Source organism: Enterobacter sp. Taxon_8 (genome assembly GCF_058354585.1).
In genome coordinates, this window is sequence record NZ_CM177989.1 from 2,113,384 (window position 1) to 2,138,717 (window position 25,334).

20 protein-coding genes and 1 pseudogene are annotated in these 25,334 nt (G+C 55.4%); 15 read left to right on the plus strand and 6 right to left on the minus strand.

Annotation, left to right across the window (positions count from 1 at the left end):
- The first annotated feature begins 244 nt into the window (after positions 1-244).
- Positions 245-913 carry a GntR family transcriptional regulator gene (locus AC4IBF_RS10015; protein ID WP_111963665.1) on the plus strand — a complete coding sequence of 223 codons (669 nt, stop codon included), beginning with the start codon at positions 245-247 and terminating at the stop codon, positions 911-913.
- Between the two features lie 119 nt (positions 914-1,032).
- Here the strand turns inward: AC4IBF_RS10015 and pqqU are convergent, their stop codons facing one another.
- On the minus strand, positions 1,033-3,147 hold the full coding sequence (pqqU, locus tag AC4IBF_RS10020) for a TonB-dependent receptor PqqU (protein ID WP_288460978.1): 2,115 nt from the start codon (positions 3,145-3,147) through the stop codon (positions 1,033-1,035).
- 241 nt (positions 3,148-3,388) lie between these two features.
- On the opposite strand from pqqU, the gene yncE reads away from it, so the two are divergent.
- A complete protein-coding gene (gene yncE / locus AC4IBF_RS10025; RefSeq protein WP_288460976.1) occupies positions 3,389-4,450 on the plus strand; it encodes a 7-bladed beta-propeller protein YncE in 1,062 nt (353 codons plus the stop codon).
- 51 nt (positions 4,451-4,501) lie between these two features.
- Here yncE and ansP read toward each other — a convergent pair whose 3' ends face one another.
- Both ansP and AC4IBF_RS10035 read right to left on the minus strand, forming a co-directional pair.
- Positions 4,502-5,998: an L-asparagine permease gene (gene ansP / locus AC4IBF_RS10030; RefSeq protein WP_111963662.1), complete on the minus strand. Its 1,497-nt coding sequence runs from the start codon at positions 5,996-5,998 to the stop codon at positions 4,502-4,504.
- Positions 5,999-6,433: 435 nt separating this feature from the next.
- Complete coding sequence (locus AC4IBF_RS10035; RefSeq protein ID WP_133294517.1) at positions 6,434-7,969, minus strand: methyl-accepting chemotaxis protein; 1,536 nt, start codon at positions 7,967-7,969, stop codon at positions 6,434-6,436.
- A 344-nt stretch (positions 7,970-8,313) separates the two neighbouring features.
- Between AC4IBF_RS10035 and AC4IBF_RS10040 the strand changes: the two genes are divergently transcribed.
- The 11 genes and pseudogenes from AC4IBF_RS10040 (at position 8,314) to AC4IBF_RS10090 (ending at position 18,585) form a co-directional block, all read left to right on the plus strand.
- Positions 8,314-8,853, plus strand: coding sequence for an AAA family ATPase (locus AC4IBF_RS10040; RefSeq protein WP_491463282.1), 540 nt, complete (start codon positions 8,314-8,316; stop codon positions 8,851-8,853).
- 110 nt (positions 8,854-8,963) lie between these two features.
- Positions 8,964-9,965 carry an LLM class flavin-dependent oxidoreductase gene (locus AC4IBF_RS10045; RefSeq protein WP_136194938.1) on the plus strand — a complete coding sequence of 334 codons (1,002 nt, stop codon included), beginning with the start codon at positions 8,964-8,966 and terminating at the stop codon, positions 9,963-9,965.
- Complete coding sequence (locus tag AC4IBF_RS10050; RefSeq protein ID WP_136194937.1) at positions 9,962-11,083, plus strand: amidohydrolase; 1,122 nt, start codon at positions 9,962-9,964, stop codon at positions 11,081-11,083. Before AC4IBF_RS10045 ends, AC4IBF_RS10050 begins: the two co-directional genes overlap by 4 nt.
- A 16-nt stretch (positions 11,084-11,099) precedes the next feature.
- Positions 11,100-13,363: pseudogene (locus AC4IBF_RS10055) on the plus strand (NtaA/DmoA family FMN-dependent monooxygenase).
- 9 nt (positions 13,364-13,372) lie between these two features.
- Entirely contained in the window at positions 13,373-13,882 is a 510-nt protein-coding gene (locus tag AC4IBF_RS10060) for a GNAT family N-acetyltransferase (RefSeq protein ID WP_491463283.1), read from the plus strand.
- 9 nt (positions 13,883-13,891) lie between these two features.
- Positions 13,892-14,818, plus strand: coding sequence for an amino acid ABC transporter permease (locus AC4IBF_RS10065; protein ID WP_133294512.1), 927 nt, complete (start codon positions 13,892-13,894; stop codon positions 14,816-14,818).
- Positions 14,802-15,575 carry an amino acid ABC transporter ATP-binding protein gene (locus tag AC4IBF_RS10070; RefSeq protein ID WP_023311967.1) on the plus strand — a complete coding sequence of 258 codons (774 nt, stop codon included), beginning with the start codon at positions 14,802-14,804 and terminating at the stop codon, positions 15,573-15,575. Before AC4IBF_RS10065 ends, AC4IBF_RS10070 begins: the two co-directional genes overlap by 17 nt.
- Before the next feature lie 9 nt (positions 15,576-15,584).
- A complete protein-coding gene (locus AC4IBF_RS10075) occupies positions 15,585-16,472 on the plus strand; it encodes a transporter substrate-binding domain-containing protein (protein ID WP_491463284.1) in 888 nt (295 codons plus the stop codon).
- Positions 16,473-16,513: 41 nt separating this feature from the next.
- Positions 16,514-17,131: a glutathione S-transferase family protein gene (locus tag AC4IBF_RS10080; protein ID WP_491463285.1), complete on the plus strand. Its 618-nt coding sequence runs from the start codon at positions 16,514-16,516 to the stop codon at positions 17,129-17,131.
- Positions 17,132-17,168: 37 nt separating this feature from the next.
- Entirely contained in the window at positions 17,169-17,399 is a 231-nt protein-coding gene (pptA, locus tag AC4IBF_RS10085; RefSeq protein WP_136194931.1) for a tautomerase PptA, read from the plus strand.
- Between the two features lie 184 nt (positions 17,400-17,583).
- On the plus strand, positions 17,584-18,585 hold the full coding sequence (locus tag AC4IBF_RS10090) for a Kdo(2)-lipid IV(A) acyltransferase (RefSeq protein WP_491463286.1): 1,002 nt from the start codon (positions 17,584-17,586) through the stop codon (positions 18,583-18,585).
- A 44-nt stretch (positions 18,586-18,629) separates the two neighbouring features.
- On the opposite strand, the gene AC4IBF_RS10095 is transcribed toward AC4IBF_RS10090, so the two are convergent.
- Entirely contained in the window at positions 18,630-20,315 is a 1,686-nt protein-coding gene (locus tag AC4IBF_RS10095) for an NAD-dependent malic enzyme (RefSeq protein ID WP_248174313.1), read from the minus strand.
- A gap of 32 nt (positions 20,316-20,347) precedes the next feature.
- A complete protein-coding gene (locus AC4IBF_RS10100; RefSeq protein ID WP_115875230.1) occupies positions 20,348-21,295 on the minus strand; it encodes an AEC family transporter in 948 nt (315 codons plus the stop codon).
- Between the two features lie 406 nt (positions 21,296-21,701).
- Here AC4IBF_RS10100 and AC4IBF_RS10105 point away from each other — a divergent pair, with 406 nt between their 5' ends.
- Together AC4IBF_RS10105 and AC4IBF_RS10110 are read left to right on the plus strand one after the other, a co-directional pair.
- The gene (locus AC4IBF_RS10105) at positions 21,702-23,033 is read left to right on the plus strand and encodes a 2-hydroxycarboxylate transporter family protein (protein WP_133294506.1); all 1,332 of its coding nucleotides are present in this window, start codon (positions 21,702-21,704) and stop codon (positions 23,031-23,033) included.
- 121 nt (positions 23,034-23,154) lie between these two features.
- Positions 23,155-23,790, plus strand: coding sequence for an ECs1377 family protein (locus AC4IBF_RS10110; RefSeq protein ID WP_133294505.1), 636 nt, complete (start codon positions 23,155-23,157; stop codon positions 23,788-23,790).
- 27 nt (positions 23,791-23,817) lie between these two features.
- On the opposite strand, the gene pdxR is transcribed toward AC4IBF_RS10110, so the two are convergent.
- Entirely contained in the window at positions 23,818-25,296 is a 1,479-nt protein-coding gene (gene pdxR, locus AC4IBF_RS10115) for a MocR-like pyridoxine biosynthesis transcription factor PdxR (protein WP_133294504.1), read from the minus strand.
- Positions 25,297-25,334 lie beyond the last annotated feature (38 nt).

The following is a 25,334-nucleotide window of genomic DNA, read 5'->3' on the forward strand; positions in this document are numbered from 1 at the left end:
GCGGGGTTTCCCGCCATATTTATTTGTGAAGATACGATATATTGTCTTTAATTACTGGACATAGCTTTTCGCGCCATCATCCCGGATGAGCCCGAAAACGATAAAAAAACAAAATTTGCTTTTTTTGCTGTTTTTACGTATCTCCCACCACCAGGCATGACGATACAGGATATATCGGACCAGCGCCGTTTTATTAAAACTGGCGTTTAAAAATAGCATTAAGTTTTAGCTACAGGAATTCCACATGCTTGATTTGGATCACTTAGAAAAAGCCCAAAGGGTCAGTCTTACTATGCAAGTTGAACTCAGTTTGAAAGGAGCGTTAATTACAGGCTCACTCAAACCTGGGGCACGACTGATTACGAAAGAAATTGCCGATAAATTAGGAACCAGTATTACCCCTGTTCGCGAGGCGCTTTTGCGCCTGGTGTCATCAGGGGCATTACACGCTACGCCCGCGCAGGCATTTCTGGTTCCGGAGGTTACGCTGGAGCGCTATAACGAGATTAACGCCATAAGAAAACAGCTTGAGCCAATGGCGGTCGCCGCAGCCTGTCGGAATATGTCTGATAGCAAACTGGAGGCGTTGCGCAAATTGTCGGAGGCCTTCCATGAGGCCATGCGCAACGGGAATGTCCAGCAGGCGTTGCATGCGAATCGCGTCTTCCGGTTTACGCTGTATCAGTATGCGGAAATGCCTACGCTTAATGCATTAATTGAGCAGCTCTGGGTGCGCATCGGGCCCTGTATGAACTATCTGCATCAGGAGCTTAACGATATCAAAGCCTCGACATATCACTATGACGAACTCCTTTCCGCCCTTGAGAGAAGAGATGTTGTTGCCTGCCAGAAGGCGATTGATAAGGTGATTGATGAAGCGAATTTGCTTTTACAGCGACAATATTTTAACTAAGAGATTATTTAGCAGGGCGACTATATTTCGCACCTAATTATTTATCCGGTGAATAACTCCTGATGGTTTATTGCCATCAGGAGCGTTATTTCATTAATCAAATAAACTTTTCTTTTAGCTTACTCGAAGCGATAAGAGACCGACAGCCCGACCCCGTAGTTACGGCCAGGTGCAGGCTCGTAATAACGACCGTTAGACTCGTTGACAATAACCGAGCCCGCGTACTCTTTATCGAACAGGTTATCGACGCGGCCAAAGACGTCCATGCCCCAGCTGCCGTAGTTGAATTTGTACCCTGTGTTCAGCCCGACCACCGTATACGACGGCGCTTTCGCCGTATTCTCGTCGTCGGCCATGATATCGCTCATGTAACGCACGTCCGTGCCCGCGTACCAGCCTTCCTCCGGCTGCCAGCCAAACGAAGCGAAACCCATATTGCGGGCAATACCCGGCATCCGGTTACCGTTACAGTCTGCGTCGCTGCAGACGTTAGTCCGGTAGGTGGCATCCAGATACGTCCACGCCATCTTCAGCTTCCAGTTCTCAGCAAACTGCTGATCGAGGGAAACTTCCACACCCTGACGACGGGTTTTCCCGGCATTTTTATAGGTTGTGCGGCCGCCTGAACTGGAGTCCACCACGATCTCGTCATCCGTATCGGTGCGGAACAGCGCCGCCGTCAGCAGGCCGTTGCCGATTCGGGTTTTGCTGCCCACTTCATACGTATTGTTGGTGGACGGCTGCAGCCCAATGTTGAGGCCTCCCTGGTTATCGGCGCGATAGGAGAGCTCGTTGATGGTTGGCGTTTCGAACCCACGCCCTGCGGCAGCGTAGAGGTTCCATGCGTCCGTCACCGCATACTTCACGGAACCGGCCGGAAGCCATTTGTGATAGCTCGCGTCACCGCTGTCATCACCGTTGCCCGGCGTAACGTAATGGTCGTTGGAATCAAACCAGACCGAACTGTAGCGCACCCCCGCATCAACAGAGAGTTTCTGCGTCAGCTGCCAGCTCGTTTGCAGGTAAGGGTCAACGTTCCACATCAGGTTACGTTCGTTTCGACGCTTATCACCCTTCACGCCGTAGTCCGGCACGCCGTTGCTCATCACGAAGTTCTCATAGCCGCGACGATCTTCACTCAGGTTTTCGTAGTTCAGACCGGTGGTAAAAGTCACCGGCACCAGCAGCTCGCCGCGATGCGTCCAGCGGGTATCCACGCCCTGATAGTGGCGCTGCATATCAATCACACCGCCGGAATGGGAGGCTTTTAGCTGCGGCTGATACGGAATCGACTGGTACTGCGTCATTTCACGCTCGCCGGCGTACATCATCACGCTCAGGTCGTCCTGAGCGCTGAGCTGGCGATCGTAGCGCATACCGGCCTGGGTCTGCTTGATGGTCTTGCGGGTGTTGTACTGGTCGCCGCGCGGAGACTGACGCGGATTGTTCTGCCACTCCTGATAGCTCAGCCCGCCCGGATCGTTGGCCTTCATGTCCACGCTGTTGAAAATCAGCGTCAGCTTGCTGACGTCGTCAATGCGCACGCCCAGTTTGGCGTTAGCGAGGTTTTTCCGCGCGCCGCTGTGGTCGCGGTAGCCTTTGGTGGTGAAACGGGTGGTGGAAACTGTGTAATCCACATCGCCCGCGTGGGTGCCATCACCCATCGCGCCGGTGGCTTTCATGCCGTAGCGCCAGGTACCGTAGCTGCCGTAATAGCTGCTGGCTTCAATGGTCGGCGGCTGCTTACCGGTCTGGGTGTTGATGTTAATCACGCCGCCGGAGGCGTTGCCGTACAGGGCTGAGAAGGGGCCGCGCAGCACTTCAACGCTCTCCACGCTGGAAAGATCGATGTTGGAGGTCTGGCCCTGACCGTCCGGCATGGTGGCAGGGATACCGTCGACATACATACGGATACCGCGCACGCCAAACGTTGATCGGGCACCAAATCCGCGCATCGAAAGCTGGAGATCCTGGGCGTAGTTTTGACGGTTCTGAATTTGCAGCCCGGGTACGCTGCCAAGGGATTCAGACAGGTTAATGCGGGGCGCGGCCTGGCGCAGATCGTCGCCATTGACGACGCTGACCGCGGCCGGTGTATCGAGTTCCGATACGGTTTGCGGCGTGGCGCTGACGATCATGGTTTGTTCTTCCGCGCTCATTGCGGTGAGCGGCGTAAAAATAACAGGAACCAGCAGCAGCGGGAGAGAAGCCTTACGGGCAGAAATGATTTTCATGAATAAAACCGGTTGTGGTATGTAAACGAACCAAATGGAACATGTCCATATATGTTAAAGGTTTTGTAAAAGTTTTGAAAACTATAACCGCACATTGCGTTAATGGAAGGCGAAGCGGGAAAGAAAAACTCCACATTTAACACATTAATGATTACTATTCTCATTATCAAAAGGCAATGCCATGACGTTGTCTGCCGGAAGTGATGTCAGCCCAACCCCACTTTTCAGAAAAGGAATTGTTATGTCTTTACGTCATCTGTGCTCACCGCGTCTGAGCCTGTCACTGCTGTCTGCCACTTTACTGCTTGCCGGGACGTTCCAGGTGCATGCCGCCGAAGAGGTGCTGCGTAAAGCGGTGGGCAAAGGGGCGTATGAAATGGCGGTCAGCCAGCAGGAGAATGCGCTGTGGGTGGCGACCTCGCAAAGCCGTAAAACCGATAAGGGCGGAGTTGTCTACCGTCTTGATCCGGTCACGCTGGACGTGACGCAGGCGATCCATAGCGATCTCAAGCCCTTTGGTGCCACCATTGACAATGCGACCCAAACGCTGTGGTTCGGCAATACGATCAACGGCGCGGTAACCGCGATTGATGCTAAAACGGGTGACGTAAAAGGGCGGCTGGTGCTGGACGGGCGTCAACGCAGCGAAACCGTCAAACCGCTGCAGCCGCGCCAGCTGGTGGCGGACGACGCGAGCAACACCATTTACATCACCGGTGTCGGTAAAGAGAGCGTGATTTGGGTGGTGGATGGCGCCACGCTGAAGCTAAAAGAGACCATTGCCAATACGGGCACCTACAGCACCGGCCTGGCGCTGGATGGGCAGGCGAAACGTCTGTACACCACGAATGCGGACGGCGAGCTGTTAACCATTGATACGGCCACGAACAAAATCCTGAGCCGTAAAAAAGTGCAGGATGACGGGAAAGAGCACTTCTATCTGAACCTGAGCCTCGACACAGCCGGTCAGCGTGCGTTCCTGACTGATTCAAAGCAGCCGGAAGTGCTGGTGGTGAGCCTGAAAGACGGCAGCGTGATCGCGAAAATCGCCGCGCCGGAATCCCTGGCGGTCCTGTTTAACCCGGCCCGCAATGAAGCCTATGTGACGCACCGTGAAGCCGGCAAGGTGAGCGTGATAGATGCGAAAACGTATAAGGTGACTAAAACGTTCGACACGCCGGTCTACCCGAACAGCCTGGCGCTCTCTGCGGATGGCAAAACCCTGTACGTGACGGTGAAGCAAAAATCCACCCGCCAGCAGGAAGCCACCCAGCCTGACGATGTCATTCGTATCGCGCTGTAAGATAAAAAAAGGGAAGGCATTTGCCTTCCCTTTTTAATGCTTACCGGATGCTTAACGCGAGGTTTCTTCCACCAGCGGCGCGTCGTGTTTTTCATCATCAGGATGAACCGGCGCGGTGCTGTGAATTTCATGAACGCGTTTACGCACGCCGAACCAGCCCGCAATAAGCAGCACGGCCAGCAGCGGAATGGTCGCGATGGTGTAGGTGCCGTTCGGGTAGTCGAACGCCATCAGCACCAGCACGCTGAACAGGAAGAGCAGGGTGAGCCAGGAGGTCACCGGCGCGCCAGGCAGCTTAAAGCTGACGTCAGCGGCTTTGCCTTCTTTAATCGCTTTACGCAGACGCATCTGGCAGACCACGATAAAGCCCCAGGACGCGATAATCCCGAGTGCCGCCACGTTCAGAACGATTTCGAATACCTGAGACGGTACCAGATAGTTCAGGAATACGCCGAATACGTACACTACCAGCGTCGCCAGAATACCGGCGTACGGCACGTGCTGCTTGCTCATCTTCGACATGAATTTCGGCGCAGAACCGCCCATGGACATGGAGCGCAGGATACGGCCGGTAGAGTAAAGACCGGAGTTCAGGCTGGAGAGCGCTGCGGTCAGGACCACGATGTTCATGATGCTGCCAACGTAAGGCACGCCCAGCTTAGAGAAGAAGGTCACGAACGGACTCTGACCCGCCTGATAGGCAGTCCACGGGAGCAGCAGAACCAGCAGCACCACGGAGCCGACGTAGAACAGACCGATACGCCAGATCACGCTATTAATGGCTTTTGGCACCATGGTCTGCGGGTCTTTACATTCCCCTGCTGCGGTGCCCACCAGCTCGATGGAGGCGAAGGCGAACACGACGCCCTGAACCAGCACCAGCGCAGGCAGCAGACCGTGCGGGAAGAATCCACCGTTATCGGTTATCAGGTGGAAGCCGGTGGCATTGCCGTCCAGCGGCTTGCCGCTGCCGAGGAAGACGGTACCCACGACCAGGAACACCACGATGGCCAGTACTTTTACCAGCGCAAACCAGAACTCCATCTCCGCGAACCACTTCACGCCGATCATGTTCATGGTGCCGACAATCGCCAGCGCGCCAAGCGCAAAGACCCACTGCGGCACATCGCCAAACGCGCCCCAGTAGTGCATATACAGCGCTACGGCGGTGATATCGACGATACCGGTCATTGCCCAGTTGACGAAGTACATCCAGCCCGCAACGTAAGCGGCTTTTTCACCGAGGAATTCACGGGCATAAGAGACGAAGCTGCCGCTGGAAGGGCGATGCAGTACCAGTTCGCCCAGCGCGCGTAGAATGAAGAAAGAGAAGATCCCGCACACCAGATAGACCAGGGCGAGAGCCGGGCCAGCCATCTGCAGGCGTGCACCAGCACCTAAAAACAGACCCGTTCCGATAGCGCCGCCGATGGCGATCATTTGAACCTGACGGTTGCCCATCGCTTTGTGGTAGCCCTCTTCGTGGGAGTTCAACCAGCGACGTTTAGCAGCGTGATGATCGGCTGCGCTTTTATTGCTTGTTTTCATTGAGTTACCTGTTTGCCTGTCTGAACCATTATCGTGATAGTCCTGCCTGGCAGAGAGCAATACAAACGATTGCTTCTGCGCAAACACATGTCGCCTTCCCAGTCATTCTGCGTATGGATAAGGCGAAACATGGCGAGGCATCCTACCTGCAATTCATAAGCGACGCAAAATATAACCGTGCCGAAAGTGATGCACGTCGAAGGAAATCGTGTGGTCAGAGCAGACGGGGATCACAACACGCTGAATCGTGATGAGTTTTTAGTCAAAACAATCGCGAGGTTGATTATTTAATCATCAGAATATCTTAATTATTACCAGATGGTATAAATTGGGGTTACCTCAGAGCACCCGCCGTTAACATGAAACGGTAACAGGCGGGTGACGGATCTGCGATAACGCACAAAAATAATCTCAGGCTTCACAGACCCCGAACGGCTAACCGCCAAAAACGGCAATCGCCTGCTTAAGGCGCGTCGTGCGCTCCGTCAGGTGATTCGCGGCGTGAGTGACGTTATCCACCATCCCCGTATTGTTGTGGGTCATTGCGCCGATACGGGAGATGGATGCGTTGATGAGCGTCAGCGCCTGGGTTTGCTCCTGCGTGGCGTGGCCGATCTCCTTAATCAGGGAGGAGACCCGCAGCACGTTGTCGATCATAACCGTCAGCTGCGTTTCGGTCTGTTCCACTTTCTGCACGCCAGCGTTGACGCTGGCGACGTTTTTCTCGATCAGCGCTTTGATCTCTTTCGCCGCCGTCGCGGAGTGCTGCGCAAGATTGCGCACCTCAGCCGCCACCACGGCAAAACCGCGCCCGGCTTCACCCGCACGCGCCGCTTCAACGGCAGCGTTCAGCGCAAGAATGTTGGTCTGGAAGGCAATGCGATCGATAACGCTGATAATATCAACGATCTGGCTGTTATCCTGCGACACGGACTGCATCATACCGATGGTCTCTTTCATCATCGCTTCACCGCGGTGTGCGCTGTCGCTGGTGCGATCGGCCATCTGGATCGCCTCGTTCGCGGTTTCCGCCGTCTGCTTCACCGCGCTGGCAATCTCTTCTACTGCCGACGCGGTTTGCTGCAGAAAGTCTGCTGTTTCTTCAGAGCGCGTCTGTAGCGCCGCACCTTCTTTGGCAACCTGCTGGCTGATGGTGCTAATTCCGCTGATTTGCGCCCCGACATCGTCAACCAGCGAATTCAGGTTCAAACCTGATTGATTCACCAGGCGCATCATCAGCCCGATGTCATCGATCCTGTCAAAATGGTAATAGTCCGTTTTACGTCCTGAAACCACGCGCTGCATCTGTTGCACAATGGATTTTAACGGACTGGCGATCTGCGCATGAAGATAATAAGCCAGGGAAGTAAACAACAGCACCAGACTTGCCGATTGCACAAATTTATCAGGAAATAAATACACGGCCAGACAGGAGAGTAACGCCGTCGTCGCAATACCAAGATGGATTCGTTTACGGGTGCTGAGACATTTAAAGAGCGAGATAAATGAAAATAAACCGCGTCGAACCAGCAATCCTTTATAAAAACGGTAATGTTTTAATTCGTTATTACGCACTTTTGTATAGAGTTTTTCACTGGCCGCAATCTCCTCGCGTGTGGGTTTATTTCGCACGGAAATATAGCCCGTCAGGGAGCCGCCCTGCCAGACCGGCGTCACGTTTGCTCGCACCCAGTAGTGATCGCCATTATGACGACGATTCTTCACCAGCCCGGTCCAGGTCTCACCTTGCTGCAGGGTAAACCACATGTCGCCAAACGCTTCGGCAGGCATGTCGGGATGGCGGATGAGGTTATGCGGCTCGCCCAAAAGATGCTCTTCTTTATATCCGCTGGCTTCAATAAAAGCGGAATTAGCGTAGGTAATATGACTTTTTGTATCGGTGGTCGACATTAACGTCGAACCATCGTTAAGTAAATACTCGTTTTGTGTAACGGGAGTGTTACGCCTCATGAGTAACTCCATGGTGATGTGCAAGAATAAAAAACAACCGGAAAATGCTCCGGCAAGATGAGGGTGATTATTTTTTATAACTGTCTTGTTCTTATTCTCTCTGAAATTCTGACAGCCTGAAATACCCACCGTTCATTATTTTTAATCTGTTAATTTTGTCGGATGTAATAAAAATGAAAATATTTTCAGGGGCATTTTTGGATGGCGATGCAAATAAATGACATAACCCAAACTGCAAGAGGGAGATCGTCACTCTGGAAAAATTGTCATGCTGAAATAGCGTTTCGTTAACAGGATGAAAACGCTATCATTTGGTCAGTTTTCGTTAACACAGTGAGGCTGAGGTGAAAATTAACGTCATCGGAACCAGCGGGAGCGGAAAAAGCACGCTGGCGAAGCAGATTGCGACCGCGCTGTCTATTCCCTGTATCGAGATGGACAGACTCTACTGGCAGGCTGACTGGCAGGGCACGCCGGACGATGAGTTTCAGGAAAAGCTGGAGCAGGCGCTACAGGCTTCGCCAGACTGGGTGCTCGACGGAAACTACAACCGTACGCGACCGGTGAAATGGCGCAATGTAGACGTGGTGGTGTGGGTGGATTACGGGTTTACCCGCACCCTCAGGCAGGCGGTTACCCGAGCAATAAAACGGGCCTGGCATAAACACGAGCTTTGGCCCGGAACGGGAAATAAAGAGAGTTTCCGGCGCGCGTTCTTCAGCAGAGAATCCATTATCATCTGGACGATCAAAACCTGGCGTAATAACCGCACGCGCTATGAAGCCGATCTGCAAAACCCGCAATACAGCCATATTCGCTTCGTCCGCATTACCCGTCGTGAGCAGGTGGAAACGCTGATCGCCTCCTTAAAGTCTTATTCTTAGCATGGTTTTATATATCTGATTTCCGGCAAACTAAATGTAAATTAATTGTTTCTCAGTGGTGAAATGCGCCTTTAATAATGTCGACATGTTAAGTCAAACGAGAACGCAACATGTCATGGCGAATCAGCATTCTGGATAAAAGCCCCATCGCTGAAAACGAAACGGCTGCCGATGCGCTGGCGCGTACCCTGGCGCTGGCGCAGCAGGCAGAAAATCTGGGCTATCACCGCTTCTGGATTGCCGAACACCACAACACCCCACAGCTTGCCAGCCCTTCGCCGGAGCTGCTGATTGCCTGGATCCTCGGGCAAACCACGCGCATTCGCGTTGGCTCTGGCGGCGTGATGCTCCAGCACTACAGCCCTTATAAAGTCGCTGAGAATTTCAACGTGCTGGCCGCGCTGGCGCCTGGCCGCGTCGATCTCGGCGTCGGGAAAGCCCCCGGCGGATTACCGCTCTCAACCCGCGCGCTGCAGCAGGGCCTGAATCAACAGGAAAAGGGCAGCTTTGCAGAACAGCTGGCTCAGCTCGATCGCTGGATCCGTCCTGAGCATCAGTCAAATGAAGAGGCCGTCCGCGCCACGCCGCTGCCGCCGTTGCCTGCTGAGGGTTTCCTGCTGGGCGCGAGTATCGATAGCGCGCTGCTGGCCGCCGGGCTCGACTGGAACTTTGTGTTTGCCGCGCACCTGAACGGCGATCCGGATCTGTTGCGCGAGGTGGTATCGACCTGGCGTAAGCACAGCGCACGGGACGTGATTGTGGCGGTGCAGGCGATCGTCGCGCCAACGCAGGCCGAAGCAGACGCGCTGGCGCAGAAGGTCGAAGTGTGGGGCGTTGAGCTGGCAAACGGACAGCGTGTCACCGTGGCCAGCGAAGAGCAGGCCTACGCGTTTGCGCGCCAGGCGGGCAGCGAGCCGGTGCGCATCGCACGTCGCGCGCAGTCGCTGCTGGCGGGCACCGCTGATTCGGTTCTGGAACAGCTCAACGCGCTGCATCAGCAGTGGGGCATTGACGAATTTATCATCGACACGCCGGTGGCGGAGGGAGCAACGCGCGTCGCGTCGCTGCGTCTGCTGGCCGAGGCGCGTCTTAACAAGGAGGTCACCGTATGAGCTTTGGCGAACAGCTGATTGCCTGGCGTCGCGAACTGCACCAGAACCCGGAGCTGTCCGGCCAGGAAGTGGAGACCACAACGCGCCTGCGCCAGTGGCTGACGAATGCCGGGATTACCCTGCAGCCTTACGACCTGTCGACCGGGCTGGTGGCGGAAATCGGCTCGGGCAGCAAACTGATTGCGCTACGGGCGGATATTGATGCCCTGCCGATTGAAGAGCGCAGCGGCGTGCCGTTCAGCTCGCAGCGTGCAGGCGTAATGCACGCCTGCGGACACGATATCCACACCAGCGTGATCCTCGGCGCCGCGTTAAAGCTGAAAGAGCGAGAAGCCTCGCTAAACGGCCGGGTGCGGATCCTGTTTCAGCCTGCCGAAGAGAATTTTGGCGGTGCGAAGAGCATGGTGCGCGCCGGTGCCCTGCGCGATGTCAGCGCAATCTTCGGCATGCACAACGAGCCCGGCCTGCCGGTCGGTGAGTTCGCCACGCGCGGCGGGCCGTTCTATGCCAACGTCGACCGCTTTGTGATCCGCATTACCGGTAAAGGCGCGCACGCCGCGCGTCCTCACGAAGGCAACGACGCCATTGTGCTGGCAAGCCAGCTGGTGACGGCGCTGCAAAGCGTCGCCAGCCGCAACGTCAACACGCTGGATTCGGTGGTGCTGAGCGTGACCCGCATCGCGGGCGGCAACACCTGGAACGTGCTGCCGGAAAGCGTCGAGCTGGAAGGCACGCTGCGCACCCATCGCACGGAAGTGCAGCAGAATGTGAAAGCCCGCGTGGGTGAAATCGCCGCCGGGTTTGCCAGCGCCTTCAGCGCGCAGATTGATATCACCTGGTATGCCGGGCCTACCGCACTGGTGAACGATGAGCGCTGGGCTGATTTTGCCACCTCGGTCGCGCGTGACGCCGGATATGAAACCCGGCACGCGGAACTGCATATGGGCGGGGAAGATTTTGCGGTCTATTTGCAGTCAGTTCCCGGCGCGTTTGTCAGCATTGGCAGCAACAGCCCGTTTGGTTTACATCACCCGGCCTTCAACCCTGATGAAGCACTGATTGAGCCCGCTGCCCGCTATTTTGCACAGCTTGCGGAAAAAGCCCTGCAACACGTTTAATTCAGGAGAGGTAAATATGTCTGCAACCCGACAACTGCGGCTGGGCACCATTCTGCATGGTGCATCCGGAAATATGTCCGCGTGGCGCCATCCTGCGGCGATCGCCGACGCCAGTATTAATTTCGACTTCGTGAAAGCGACGGCGTTAAAGGCCGAGGAAGGGAAGCTCGATTTTCTCTTTGTGGCCGATGGTCTCTATATTAACGAGAAATCGATCCCTCATTTTCTGAATCGTTTTGAACCGTTAACCGTGCTTTCCGCACTGGCCAGCATCACCTCGCGCCTGGGACTGGTGGGAACCTTATCCACCTCCTACAGCGAGCCCTTCACCACGGCGCGCCAGTTTGCCAGCCTCGATCACCTCAGTAACGGCCGCGCGGGCTGGAACGTGGTGACCTCGCCGCTGGAAGGGTCGGCGAAGAACTTTTCCCGCGAAAAACACCCCGAACACGCGCTGCGCTATCGCATTGCCGATGAGTATCTCGACGTGGTGAAAGGGCTGTGGGATTCCTGGGAAGGCGACGCGTTTATCCGCAACAAAGAGAGCGGTCAATTTTTTGACCCGGCCAAACTGCATACGCTCGATCACCACGGTGACTTCTTCCAGGTCGCCGGTCCGCTGAATATTGGCCGCACGCCGCAGGGTCGCCCGATTGTATTTCAGGCCGGGGCGTCGGACGACGGGAAAAAACTGGCGGCGAAACATGCCGACGCCATTTTCACCCACCACGAGACCTTCGACGAGGCAAAAGCCTTTTATCAGGACGTAAAACAGCAGCTGGAAACAAACGGCCGCCGCGCCTCGGATCTCCATATTTTCCAGGGCGTCAGCGTGATTGTGGGTAAAGACGCCGATGACGTGGAAAATCAGTACCAGACCACGGCGGCGCTGGTGTCGATTAACGACGCCCTCAATTACCTCGGACGCTATTTTGAACATCACGATTTCAGCCAGTATCCGCTCGACGAGCCGTTCCCGGATATCGGCGACTTAGGCAAAAACAGCTTCCGCAGCACCACCGATGAAATTAAGCGTAATGCCCGAGAGCGCAACTTAACCCTGCGTCAGGTGGCCCTTGAAGCCGCTTCGCCGCGTCCGCGTTTTTCCGGTACGCCGGAAGAGGTAGCCGATGGTCTGCAGGCCTGGTTCGAAGGCTATGCCGCAGACGGCTTCATCATTCAGGGCGGCACGCCGGACACCTTCCCGCGCTTTGTTGACCAGGTGGTACCTGTTCTGCAGGCCCGCGGCCTGTTCCGTTCCGACTACCCGGGCACCACGCTGCGCGAAAGCCTTGGCTTAGACCAACCGAAAAACCAGTACACACAACAATAAAAGAGAACCCCGCTATGCAGAAATCATCGCTTATTCTGGCGCTCGCGCTGGCCTTTACCCCTGCCGTCTGGGCAGAGAACGTCAATATTAACGGCACCGGCGTGAGCATTGAGGCCAATAAAACGCCGATTAATACCGCCAAAAACAATGATGCGGTGGCACAGCTGCCGAAAGACTATCGCTTTGCCGTGCCGGGGAAATTTACCGTGGCGGTGGCGGGCCTCAATCAACCGCCGCTGACGGTTTTCTCCGACGACAACAAAACGCTGCTGGGAAGCGAGGTTGACGTCGCCCGTCTGGTCGCCGACAGCCTCGGGCTGGAGCTGAACGTAGTGCCAACCTCCTGGGAAGACTGGCCCCTGGGAGTGGCGTCCGGGAAATACGATGCGGCCATCAGCAACATAACCGTCACCAAAGAGCGTAAAGAGAAGTTTGATTTCGCCACTTACCGGAAGGATTCCCTCGGCTTTTATGTGAAATCCACCAGCCCGATTACGTCGCTGCAGAAGGCGGAAGACATTGCCGGGCTGCGGATTATCGTCGGCTCTGGCACCAATCAGGAGGCCATCCTGCTGGCATGGAATGCTGAAAATCTGAAGAAAGGACTGAAGCCCTTTACCCCGATCTATACCAAAGACGATGCCGCCCAAACCCTGGCGCTGCAGTCCGGGCGCGCGGATGCCTACTTTGGTCCGAACGTGATTGGCGCATGGAAAGCGGCGCTGAACGGGAAAACCAAACTGGTAGGCAGCGTCGACGGCGGCTGGCCGAAGGCTGCGCACATCGCGGTCACGCTGAAGAAAGGCAGCGGGCTGGTTGAGCCGGTGCAAACCGCGCTGAACGGCGTCATCAAAAACGGCGATTACGACAAAGTGCTGAACCGCTGGGGTGAAGGGGTTGAGCGCATTCCTCAGTCAGAAGTGAACCCGGCGGGCCTGGGTGATTAAGGAGGCGTGATGAGCGAACGATTTCGTGATGTTTCACCGGAAGATGCCGAGCTTCAGCCCATTATCGAGGGGCTGTTCGGGGAATATGCGGCCCGCTACGGGGACTACTTCTCCAAAGATGCGGAAATTGAGCTCACCGAGTGGTATTTAGCGCCGCAGGGGCTGTTTATCGTGCTGGAGCGCGACGGGAAGATTATTGCCACCGGCGCGTACAAACCGTTCGACGAACGCACCGCAGAAATCAAACGCATCTGGACGGACAAAACCCTGCGTCAGCAGGGGCTTGCCGGGCGCGTGGTGCAGGAGCTTGAGCGCAGGGCGGTGCTGGCAGGGTACAGTCAGATCTACCTGACAACCGGCTTTCGCCAGCCGGAAGCGGTCAGGCTCTATCTCAGCCAGGGCTATCAGGCGCAGTTCGATCTAAACCGCGATCCGGAAGAGTACAGCCAGCCGCCGTTTGACGGTCGGCTGCGATTCACTAAAACGCTGGTACGCGAAGTGTTCAGTAAAACCGCATGAGGAACGACGATGAGCAACGTTGAAACCATTAAGGTGGTCCCGGCGCGTTATCCGCTGCGGGCCGTCGGCGCCGCGGTGGCGCTGTTTGTCCTGGCGGTCGTGATTCAGTCAGTCGCCTTTAACCCGCGCTGGGAGTGGGCGGTGTTCGCCCGCTGGTTCTTCGACCCGGTGATCCTCGAAGGCGTCGGGCAGACCCTGCTGCTGACGCTGATCGGTACCGCGCTGAGCGTGGTGTTTGGCGGCATGCTGGCCCTGGCGAGACTCTCTTCTTCCTGGCTGCTGAGCAGCCTGGCGTGGGCCTACATCTGGCTGTTTCGCTCGCTGCCGCTGATCGTCGTACTGATTATCCTGTACAACTTTTCCTATCTCTACGATACGCTCTCGCTCGGCGTGCCGTTTACCGGCATCACCTGGGGCAGCTTTGAAACCATCAACGTGCTGGGGCAGTTCTCTACCGCAGTGGTGGGGTTAACCCTGGTGCAGAGCGCCTATACCGCCGAGATCGTTCGCGGCGGATTCCTCGGGGTCGATCACGGGCAGTATGAGGCCGCCGCCGCGCTCGGCCTGCCGGCCTGGCGCCGCACGGTCCGCATCATTTTGCCTCAGGCGCTGCGCACTATTCTGCCGTCGGGCTTCAATGAAATCATCAGCCTCGCCAAGGGCACGGCGATGGTGTACGTCCTGGCGATGCCGGAGCTGTTTTATACCATTCAGATGATCTACAACCGCACGCAGGAGGTGATCCCGCTGCTGATGGTCGGTGCCGCCTGGTATCTGGCGATCACCACCGTCCTGTCCGCTATCCAGTACGGTGTTGAACGCGCGCTTGCCCGCAGCGAACGCCGCTCTGCGGTTAATCAGAACCGTGCCGCTCGTCGTATCCGTTCCGTCACCACCACGACAGCACAGGAGCCTATCCATGCAAGCCTCTCCTGAAGGACATATCTCGATTACCGGCGTCAGCAAGTATTTTGGACGCCATAAGGCGCTCGACAACGTTTCGCTTGAGATCCCGCCCGGTTCCGTGACGGTCATTCTCGGGCCGTCCGGGTCGGGCAAATCGACGCTGCTGCGCACCATTAACCACCTGGAGCGCGTCGACGAAGGCTTTATTCAGATTGACGGGGACTACATTGGCTACCGTCGTCAGGGCGACAAGCTCTACGAGCTGAAGGAGAAAGAGATCCTCAAACAGCGCGTCAACGTGGGCTACGTTTTTCAGAACTTCAACCTCTTTCCGCACCTCACGGTGTTGGAAAACCTGATTGAGGCGCCCATCGCGCATAAAAAGCTCAGCAAAAAAGAGGCGGTGGAAAGAGCGTACAGCCTGCTGGACGTGGTCGGGCTGCGGGACAAAGCCGATGCCTGGTCCCGGCATCTTTCCGGCGGGCAACAGCAGCGTATTGCCATTGCCCGCGCGCTGGCGTTACGTCCACGCGTGATGCTGTTTGATGAACCCACCTCGGCGCTGGATCCGGAGCTGGTGGGGGAAGTGCTGGACGTGATCAAAAAACTGGCCCGCTCCGGCACTACGCTGGTGGTGGTCACTCACGAGATCGGCTTTGCCCGGGAAGTGGCGGATCAGGTGGTGTTTATGGTCGACGGAAAAATTGTCGAGCAGGGCAGCAGTGACGAGGTGTTAAACCGTCCGTCACACGCGCGAACGCGCCAGTTCCTGTCAAAAGTGCTGTAAGGAGCGCAGATGAAATACGGACTTCTGGCGGGGCTACTTTTTACGACGGCGAGCCACGCCAGCATCGATCTGCAAGCTAACGAGCAGCCGCTGCCGGTGACGGTGGATCGGCAGGCCGTGGCGAAGATCCCCGCCGGTTATAAATTCGTTGAGCCGGGTACGCTGACGGTCGCCGTCTCGATGCTGAACTCCCCGCCGCTGGCGCTGCTGGCCAGCGATAACCGCACGCGGATTGGCAGCGATCCGGATATCGCCCGCCTGCTGGCGGGCAGCCTGGGGCTGAAGCTAAAGCTGGTGCCGACGGCGTGGGAAGACTGGCCGCTGGGGATCGCTTCCGGGCGCTACGACGTGGCGCTGGTGAACATTGCGGTGACCGAACAGCGTAAAGAGAAGTTTGATTTTGCGACCTACCGCGTCGATTCGCTGGCGTTTTCGGTGAAATCGACCAGCGAGATTCAGTCAATCAAAAGCGCGGCAGATCTGGCCGGAAAAAGGGTGATTGTTGGCTCTGGCACCAATCAGGAGCGCATCCTGCTGGGCTGGAACGAAGAGAACAAAAAGGCGGGGCGGGCGCCAGCGCTGCCGGTCTATCTCCACGACGATGCCTCGGGCAATCTCTATATCCAGTCCGGCAGGGCAGATGTGTTCTTTGGCCCTCAGTCGGTTTCATCCTGGAAAGCCGCGCTCACCGGCAAAACCCGCGTCGTGGGGTTAGGGCCGAAGAAGGCGTTTGTTGCCACGACCACTAAAAAGGGCAATGAGCTGGTTTACGCGCTGCAGGCCGCGCTGGACGGCGCGATTAAGCGCGGAGAGTACCAGAAGGTGCTGGCTCGCTGGGGCGAGCAGGGCGAAGCGGTGGCGCAATCGGATGTCAACCCGCCTGGGATAACCTACTAAGGGTGCTCTACACTTAGGGTTTTCATTCCCGAGGGGGCAACATGATTAAACTCTATGGCGTACCCGGCTGGGGCTCGGCGATCGGTGAAGTGATGCTGACCCTGGCTGATATCCCTTATCAATTTATCAACGTGGACGGGTTTGACCAGCCCGGTCCGCAGCGTGAATTACTGCACAAGCTCAATCCGCTGTGCCAGGTGCCGACGCTGGAGCTGGAAAATGGTGCCATCATGACCGAAACGGCGGCGATTGCCCTGATGGTGCTCGACCGGTGTCCCGATCTCGCCCCGCCCGTGGGGCAGGCTGAACGTCAGCAGTTTCAGCGTTTGCTCATCTGGTTCGTAGCCAACGTCTATCCCACGTTTACCTATGCAGACTATCCCGAACGCTGGGTGCCGGATGCGCCCGAACAGCTGCAGAAAAACTGCATCGAATACCGGAAGTCCCTCTATTTGTGGTTCGAAAGCCAGCTTAAGGCTACCCCGTTTGCGCTGGGGGAACGGCTGACGCTGCTCGATGTGTATATTGTGGTGGCGCGCACCTGGGGGCCCCGTCACGCCTGGTTTGCCGAAAATGCCCCTAAATTCACGGCGATTGCGGACGCCGTATGTCAGCTACCGGAACTGCACAAGGTGTTAAAGGCAAACAAAATTATCTGATAACGTGGAACCCTCATTCACAACCGGAAGCCTGCACATGCCACACGTAGATATCAAATGTTTTCCCCGTGATTTGAACGACGAACAAAAAGATGCACTGGCGGCAGATATTGCCGACGTGATTATTCGCCATTTCAACAGTAAAGACAGTTCCGTGTCGGTGGCGTTGAAGCAGATCGCGCCTGAAGACTGGAAGGCGCAGGTCTGGGATACCGAAATTGGACCGAAGCTGGAGGAGCTTATTAAGAAGCCCGGGTATTCGATGTAAGATCTTCTGCCGGGGGGCGAATAAATCCTCCCCGGCTCGATTTCCCGTTTTTCGCAAAAATCGATAAAAATGCGTTTTGTCTTATCCGCTACAATTAACTTTTCTGACTGGCATATTATTCATCCTTAGGAAAGATCTTCAACAGAATCAATTAAGGACAGACACGTTAAAGGATAATTTTCTGATGACAAAATTACCCCGTTTTTCATTCGCCTTTCTTCATCCCCGTTACTGGCTAAGCTGGGCCGGCATTGCGGCTCTGTGGCTCATCATGCTGCTCCCTTATCCGCTTCTGTTCAGAATCGGTTATGGCCTGGGTAGACTGGCGATGCGCCTGCTTCCGCGCCGCGTCGAGATTGCACGCCGCAACCTGGAGCTCTGTTTCCCGGAGATGAAAAAGGTGGAGAGAGAGTCATTGCTGCAGCGTAATTTTGAATCGGTAGGAATGGGGGTAATCGAAACCGGGATGGCGTGGTTCTGGCCTGCATGGCGAGTGCGGAAATGCTTTACCGTAACGGGTTATGAGCACATGGAGAAAGCCAGAGCGCAAGGAAAGGGCGTGGTGCTGGTGGGAATGCATTTTCTGACGCTTGAGCTGGGCGCGCGGATATTTGGCATGCTTAACCCCGGTATCGGGGTTTATCGTCCTAATAATAATGCCCTGCTGGACTGGCTTCAGACGCGCGGGCGCCTGCGCTCCAACAAAACCATGCTCAATCGCCATGATTTAAAGGGAATGATCCGTTCGCTGAAGCAGAATGAAATTTTGTGGTACGCCCCGGACCACGACTATGGCAAAACCAACAGCGTGTTTGTGCCGTTCTTCGCGGTGCCGGATGCCGCGACGACGGCGGGCAGCTATATGCTGGTCAAAAGCGCTAACCCTGCCGTCATACCCTTTGTGCCGCGGCGCAGGGCGAATGGCACCGGCTACGAGCTGATTATTCTGGAAGATATCAGTGAGGCGTTGCAGGGCGGCGATAAAGAAGCCGTGGCGACGCAGATGAACAAGGCAATTGAGCAGGCCGTACGCATGGCGCCTGAACAATATATGTGGCTGCACCGTCGCTTCAAAACGCGACCTGAAGGTGTACCTGACCGTTATGCTCGCCAGAAACAGGCGGCTACACGGGGTGATATTCTCTCCGCCAGCGAATTTTCTGACCGCTCAGGCGTACAGCACTAAACCCTCAGCAATGCCCTCACCCTGCGGTGAGGGCATGACCAGCGCTACAGCGCAGAACGGCGGTACGGCGCATAGTCTGCCTGCCACCAGGTCTTCTCAATGCGCGCCATCAGGGTTTCATCATCTAAAGACGGCGCCACGCCTTGTTCAATGGCGGCCCGGGCGACGGCGACGGCAATCTGGCGTGAAACCGTTTCAATCTGATCTACCGGCGGCAGCAGTCCGCCTCTTTCCGTGGTCACCAGTGGAGACTGTGCGGCCAGGCTGCGGCTTGCTGCCATCAGCATCTCTTCCGTCACCCGGCGCGCGTTGCAGGCCAGCACGCCAAGCCCCAGACCAGGGAAAATATAGGCGTTGTTACACTGGGCGATCTCGTAGTGCGTATTCTCCCAGAATACCGGAGCGAACGGGCTGCCGGTGGCCACCAGCGCGGCACCCTGTGTCCAGGCGATAAGATCCTGCGGCTGGGCTTCCGCCCGCGAGGTCGGGTTCGAGAGCGGCATGATGATGGGGCGCGGACAATGGCGATGCATCTCTTTGACGATCTCTTCGCTGAACAGCCCAGGCTGGCCTGAAACGCCGATCATCACCGTGGGATGCGCGTTCTTCACCACGTCCAGAAGGGAAATATTCTTCGCGTCCACCTGCCAGCTGCAAACGGCATCGCGCGCGGTAAGCAGGTTTTTCTGGAAATCGAGCAGGTTTGTCATGTCGTCGGTCAGCAGGCCGAAGCGATCGACCATAAAGATCCGGCTGCGGGCTTCGGACTCGGTCAGGCCGTCGTCCACCATCAGCGCCACAATTTTTTCAGCGATCCCGCACCCGGCAGAGCCGCTGCCCAAAAAGACCACGCGCTGATCGCGAATGCGCGTACCCGCGGCATGGGCCGCAGCCATCAGCGTACCGGCGGTGACGGCTGCCGTGCCCTGGATGTCATCATTGAAACAGCACAGCTGGTTGCGGTAGCGCTGGAGAAGTCGCGTGGCGTTTTTCTGCGCAAAGTCTTCAAACTGCAGGAGAACGTTGGGCCAGCGCGCTTTAACGGTGCTGACAAACATATCCATAAACTCAGCGTACTGGTCGTCGCTGATGCGCGGGTGGCGCCAGCCCATGTACATCGGGTCGTCGAGGTGTTGCTGATTATTGGTGCCGACATCCAGCATAATCGGAAGGGTAGAGGCCGGGTGGATCCCTCCGCAGGCGGTATAAAGCGACAGCTTGCCAATTGGAATGCCCATCCCGCCGATACCCTGATCGCCAAGGCCTAAAATACGTTCCCCGTCCGTTACCACTATCACGCGAACGTCGTTACGCGAAAAGCTTTGCAGCATCTCATCAATACGATGGCGGTTAGGCCATGAAATAAACAGGCCGCGCGCGCGTCGATAAATCGTGGAGAAATGCTCGCAGGCTTCACCGACCGTCGGGGTATAGATAATCGGTAACGTCTCTTTCAGATGCGAACGCAAGAGGTTATAAAAGAGAGTTTCATTGGTGTCCTGAATATTTCGCAGGTAAACATGACGCGAAATATCGCTTTTAAAATGGCAGAACTGCACCCAGGCGCGCTCGGTTTGCTCTTCAATGGTTTCAACGTTATGCGGCAATAATCCATGCAGATTAAAATTATCACGCTCTTCTTTAATAAATGCGAGGCCTTTATTTAGTAGCGGGTTTTCCAGCAATACGGCACCGTTATAGGGGGTGTACAGAACTTCTTTCCGGGACATGGTTAACTCCTGAATTTTTTTAACAAAACAGATTAAGAGATTAAATAAATCATGATGCCTTCGGTCACGACCCCGATGGCCGTGCCAATTAATATGGAAGAGGATGCGGTATCAATATAGGTATCGCTGCGCAACGCAAACATCCCCGCCGCAATCGCGGAAGGTGTTGCGCCAATAATTACGACCTGCTGTAGTAAGGTATGGCTCAGGCCAAAGGCGAGCCCGGCGGCGGCCATCATTGCTGGCTGAATTAAGTTTTTAATACTGATATTGGTAAATGTCTGCACGTTCAGTTTTGGACGTTCGCCGTAAAACAGCAGGCCGAGGGCAAACAGGGACAGTCCGCCTGAAACTTTGCCAACCATCTCAATAGGCATGCTGAGAATAGCAGGGATTTGCACGCCGGCCAGGCTGAGCAATACGCCGGAGACCGGGATCCAGACGATAGGGTTGCGTGCCGCTTTGATGAGGTTTTGCACGATCATCGCGCCCGGATGCAGCGCCTCCAGGCCATCATGACCGCTTTTATCACCCATACGAATCAGGACGATAGTCAGGGGGATCATGATAACGCTGGTAATAATATTGCCGATCAGCACGCCGATAAATCCTTCCGGCCCAATCAATACCGCCAGAACCGGTGCGCCAAAGTAGGCCATATCAGGAAAGGCGCAAACCAGAGACTGAATGGCGCTGGTTTTGATATCGTGGCGAAAAACGTAGCGTGAAATAAATAAGGTCAGCAAATACGATCCCATTAAACCGACCACCAAAACGGCCATAAAGGTCAGGTTCTTAATTTTATTTGGATCGGTATGCAATGCACCAATAAAAAGATGAAAAGGAAGGGCGAAACGAATCACCACGGTTGCCATGACGTTTGCATCTTCACGCCGGGAATATCCCAACTTTCCACTTAGCCATCCAAGTAACATAATAAAGACGAGTGGAAACAGTGACTGTAATAGTAATGAAGGCATAGTATTTCCTGTAGGGTATTTTATGTGTTTTATTGCAGCGCTAATCTAGCGCTTAGAAAGCAGGGCAGGAGTGACAAGGGTCACACTCTCTCTGGTTTAATTAATTTCAAAAAGATTGCATTAGTTGAATAACTAATACTTTCGTCAAATATTGATAAGGCGCAAGAAAGCGATGCTGGTCATCATAAATAACTTTAGTTACTTAATGATGAATTAAGTTATTTAAAGATAAAGGGCCGTATTGTTCACATTTCTCCCGGCAGGCTCGTGATAATTTCATATTGAGCCTGGTTTAAGAAAAGGCCATCTAAGTCATTATTTATATTTAAAAACATTTATTCGTATCAGGAATAGCTCCAGTTTATTCCTTTCTCTGTATATCCGAACACAATTTTCAGGTGATTATATGAAAGATAATCCTGTACCGACTTCTGAGCTGTCTACCTCGCGTTTCGCCTTTGGGCTCAACAATACCGAGGTGGGCACGGTCCCGTTGATGCTGTTCGTCGGGATTGCCGCCATTGTGGCGACGTCCGCCTGGGCAGGGCTGCTGCCGAAAAATATGATAGGTGGTCTCGCGGTCATCATGACCCTCGGTTTCGCGTTTGCCAAAGTGGGGCGTCAAATCCCGGTACTCAAAGATATCGGCGGCCCGGCGATCCTGTGCCTGATGGTCCCCTCCGTGCTGGTCTATTTTGGCGTATTCGGGAAACATACCCTTGATACCGTGCATCTGCTGATGAAAGAGGCGAATCTGCTCTATTTCGTCATCGCCTGCCTGGTAGTCGGCAGCATTCTGGGGATGAATCGGGTGCTGCTGATCCAGGGGATGATGCGCATGTTTGTTCCGCTGGTGGCGGGAACATGCATGGCCGTGCTGAGCGGCCTCATTGTGGGCTCACTGTTTGGTTATACGCCTTACCACACCTTCTTCTTCATCATTGTGCCCATCATTGGCGGCGGGATCGGCGAGGGGATTTTGCCGCTGTCCCTGGCCTATTCGGCGATACTGGGGCAGACGCCCGACGTCTACGTTGCACAGCTGGCACCCGCTGCGGTTGTCGGGAATATCTTCGCCATTATTTGTGCGGGCTCGCTGGCGCGTCTCGGCGCGAAACGTCCTGCGCTTTCGGGAAATGGCATGCTTACGCGGAGTAAAGACGACGCCAGCCTGTTTGCCGGGGCGCAAAGCACGCAGCAGACGGATTTTCATCTGATGGGGGGCGGATTGCTGATGGTGTGCGCGTTTTTCATCGTCGGCGGATTGTTTGAAAAACTGGTTCACATTCCCGGCCCGGTGCTGATGATCCTGATTGCCGTTCTGTGTAAATACTTCAGGGTGATCCCTGCCTCAATGGAGCAGGGCGCGCATAGCTGCTATAAATTCGTCTCGGCTGCGCTGGTCTGGCCGCTGATGATCGGCCTCGGGATGTTATACGTGCCGCTAGAGAGCGTGGTGTCGGTCTTTTCGGTGGGATACGTGGTGGTATGCGGTTCGGTTGTGATTGCGATGGCGCTGAGCGGCTACTTTATCGCGTCGCGTCTGAATATGTATCCTGTGGAAGCGGCCATTGTGACCTGCTGCCACAGCGGGCTGGGCGGAACGGGGGACGTGGCCATTTTGTCCGCGTCTAACCGGATGTCGCTCATGCCGTTCGCACAGATCGCCACCCGCATCGGCGGCGCGTCGACGGTGATTTTCGCCACGCTGCTGATGGGCTGGATTATGGCGAATTGATCCGATACGTCAGGATGCTGAATCGCAACGACATTTTCAGGATGTCGCTGCGGTTCAGTCCTTTATAAAACTCACCGCGCTGTATAGAATTACCGCATCCACAGTGACGGGATACCACACGATGACCGGAAGAGTTGATTATCAGATTGAAAAATACCTCCTTACCGAAGCCGCCGAACCGGAGCGCCTGACGCGCCAGTGGGCAGAGGTGATGGAGGAGTGTCGTGAGCAACAGTCCGGTGCAGAGGATCGTCTGCGTCTCGCGCTGCTTAATGTGGATTACGTCACCAGCTTCGAGCTGCCCTTCAGGCTACTCCTTACCCGTGCGCCTCAGCTGATAGACGTTGTCAGAAAAGAGCTTCAGCTCAGCCAGAAAAATGTTCTGTTTAACGGCAAGCGCTTTGGCTGCGTCTATAGCCTTAAAAGGGATCTGGACGGCATACCTGACGAGTTTACCTATCAGCTGAAAACGCGTATCCATCGTAGTGACGCAACAGGATGTAACGAACTGCCTTACCGGCAAATTGCCCAGCAGGTTAAAGCCCCAAAGGAACGCCTCAAGCTGGCGCTGGAAAACGGGCTGTCTGTAACCGCGCTCGACGGACTTTTCTGGTTTGGCATTCAGCGTATCGCGGCCGATGTACAACGGCTACGCAAAACAGGGATGCGGATAGTGACGTCCAACGCCGAGGTGTTTGATACGCTCACCAAAACAACCCGGCGGATCCCAGCCTATAGCCTTGCTCGCCCGGAATGAGTGTCAGTCTCTTACCCGTCGACGGCATCAAACATGATGGAAAATTGCGGCCAGTTTTTTCACAGCGTCTTCTATTTCCCTTTCCGTGTAAGCTGCAAATCCCATCAAAAAACCGGTGGACGCGGGGGGACCTGCATATAAATCGGTAAGCCCAAGCATATCAACACCCGCGCGGCGGGCGGCGGTGGCTATCTCTTTCTCGGATATTCCGTGCTTCAGGTGACAAGGCATTTGCATTCCGCCCGCAGGCGTTTCACAGGTAACATATTCGGAGAGATATTCGTCCATCATACTTGCCAGCGCGTCTCGACGAGCAACGTAAATACTCCGCATCTTACGAACATAGGCGCCAAAATGGCCCCCCTCCAGAAATTTAGCCAGCGTCAGCTGGGTTATTGAGGCGGTGTGGCCATCCATTAACGTCCTCGCCATGGTAAAGGGCTCTATCAGTTCTGAGGGGACGATCGTGTAGGCAATACGTAGCCCAGGGAACAGAGACTTGGTGAACGTGCCTATATAAATTGTCCGGTTGTACGTATCAAGCCCCTGAAGACTGGCCATAGGCTTGCCTTCGTAGTGAAACTCACTGTCATAGTCATCCTCAATGATCCAGGCTCCGTAACGGTTTGCCCATTTAATAACTGCCAGTCGTCGGTCAAGAGAGAGCGTCACCCCGGTAGGGTATTGATGAGAAGGCGTCAGGTAGATCGCCCTGGCTGGCTCGGTCAGAGAATTAAGCCCGTCAACCGAGATGCCTTTTTCATCAAGAGGAACCGGAATACAGCGAAGCCCTGCAGCGTTGAACGCTTTGTGTGCCCCTTGATAGGAGGGATCTTCAATGACAATGCCATCACCGGCGTCCATCAGCGCGTGGGAACAGAGCGCGAGCGCCTGTTGAGAACTTGTCAGAACGATGACCTGTTCCGCCCTCGCGCGCGTCCCGCGCTCAAGATTGACGTATTCCGCAATTGCCCGTCGCAGGCGCTCTATACCCTGGGGTGGACTTTGCTCTAACGCCTGGTGCTGAAACTCCTTCAGCACCTGTCGCTGAAGACGCTCCCAGATCGAAATGGGAAACATGCGGGTTTCAGGAATGCCGGGCGCAAGGGGGCGAGGGGAGGAAAATTCGCGGATCCCGCCGCTTTCATAGATGACCTTTCCACGGACGCTGAGTTTTGCTTTTCGTATCTCAGCGGTTGGCTGATGCTGCCGGGGACGAGGTTTTAAAAAACGCGCGCTGGAAGAGACGAAGCTCCCTCTGCCTGTTTGTCTCTCAATAAAACCTTCGGCATGCAGGCTGGAGTAGGCCGCTTCTATGGTATCCCGGGAAACGCTGAGAGAAGCCGCCAGAGCGCGTGAGGCAGGAAGGGCCTTACCGTGAGATAATACCCCTTCCAGTATTAGCGTCCGTATTGCTCTCTGGATCCTTTCATGAAGCGGTAGCGATCCGTTAGCGGGGTCGATAATCCATGCCTTAACCGTTTCTAGCTGCGCGTGCTTAAACATTACGTTGTCCACTTTTCCTCTGCGTCTCTTGATTCTAA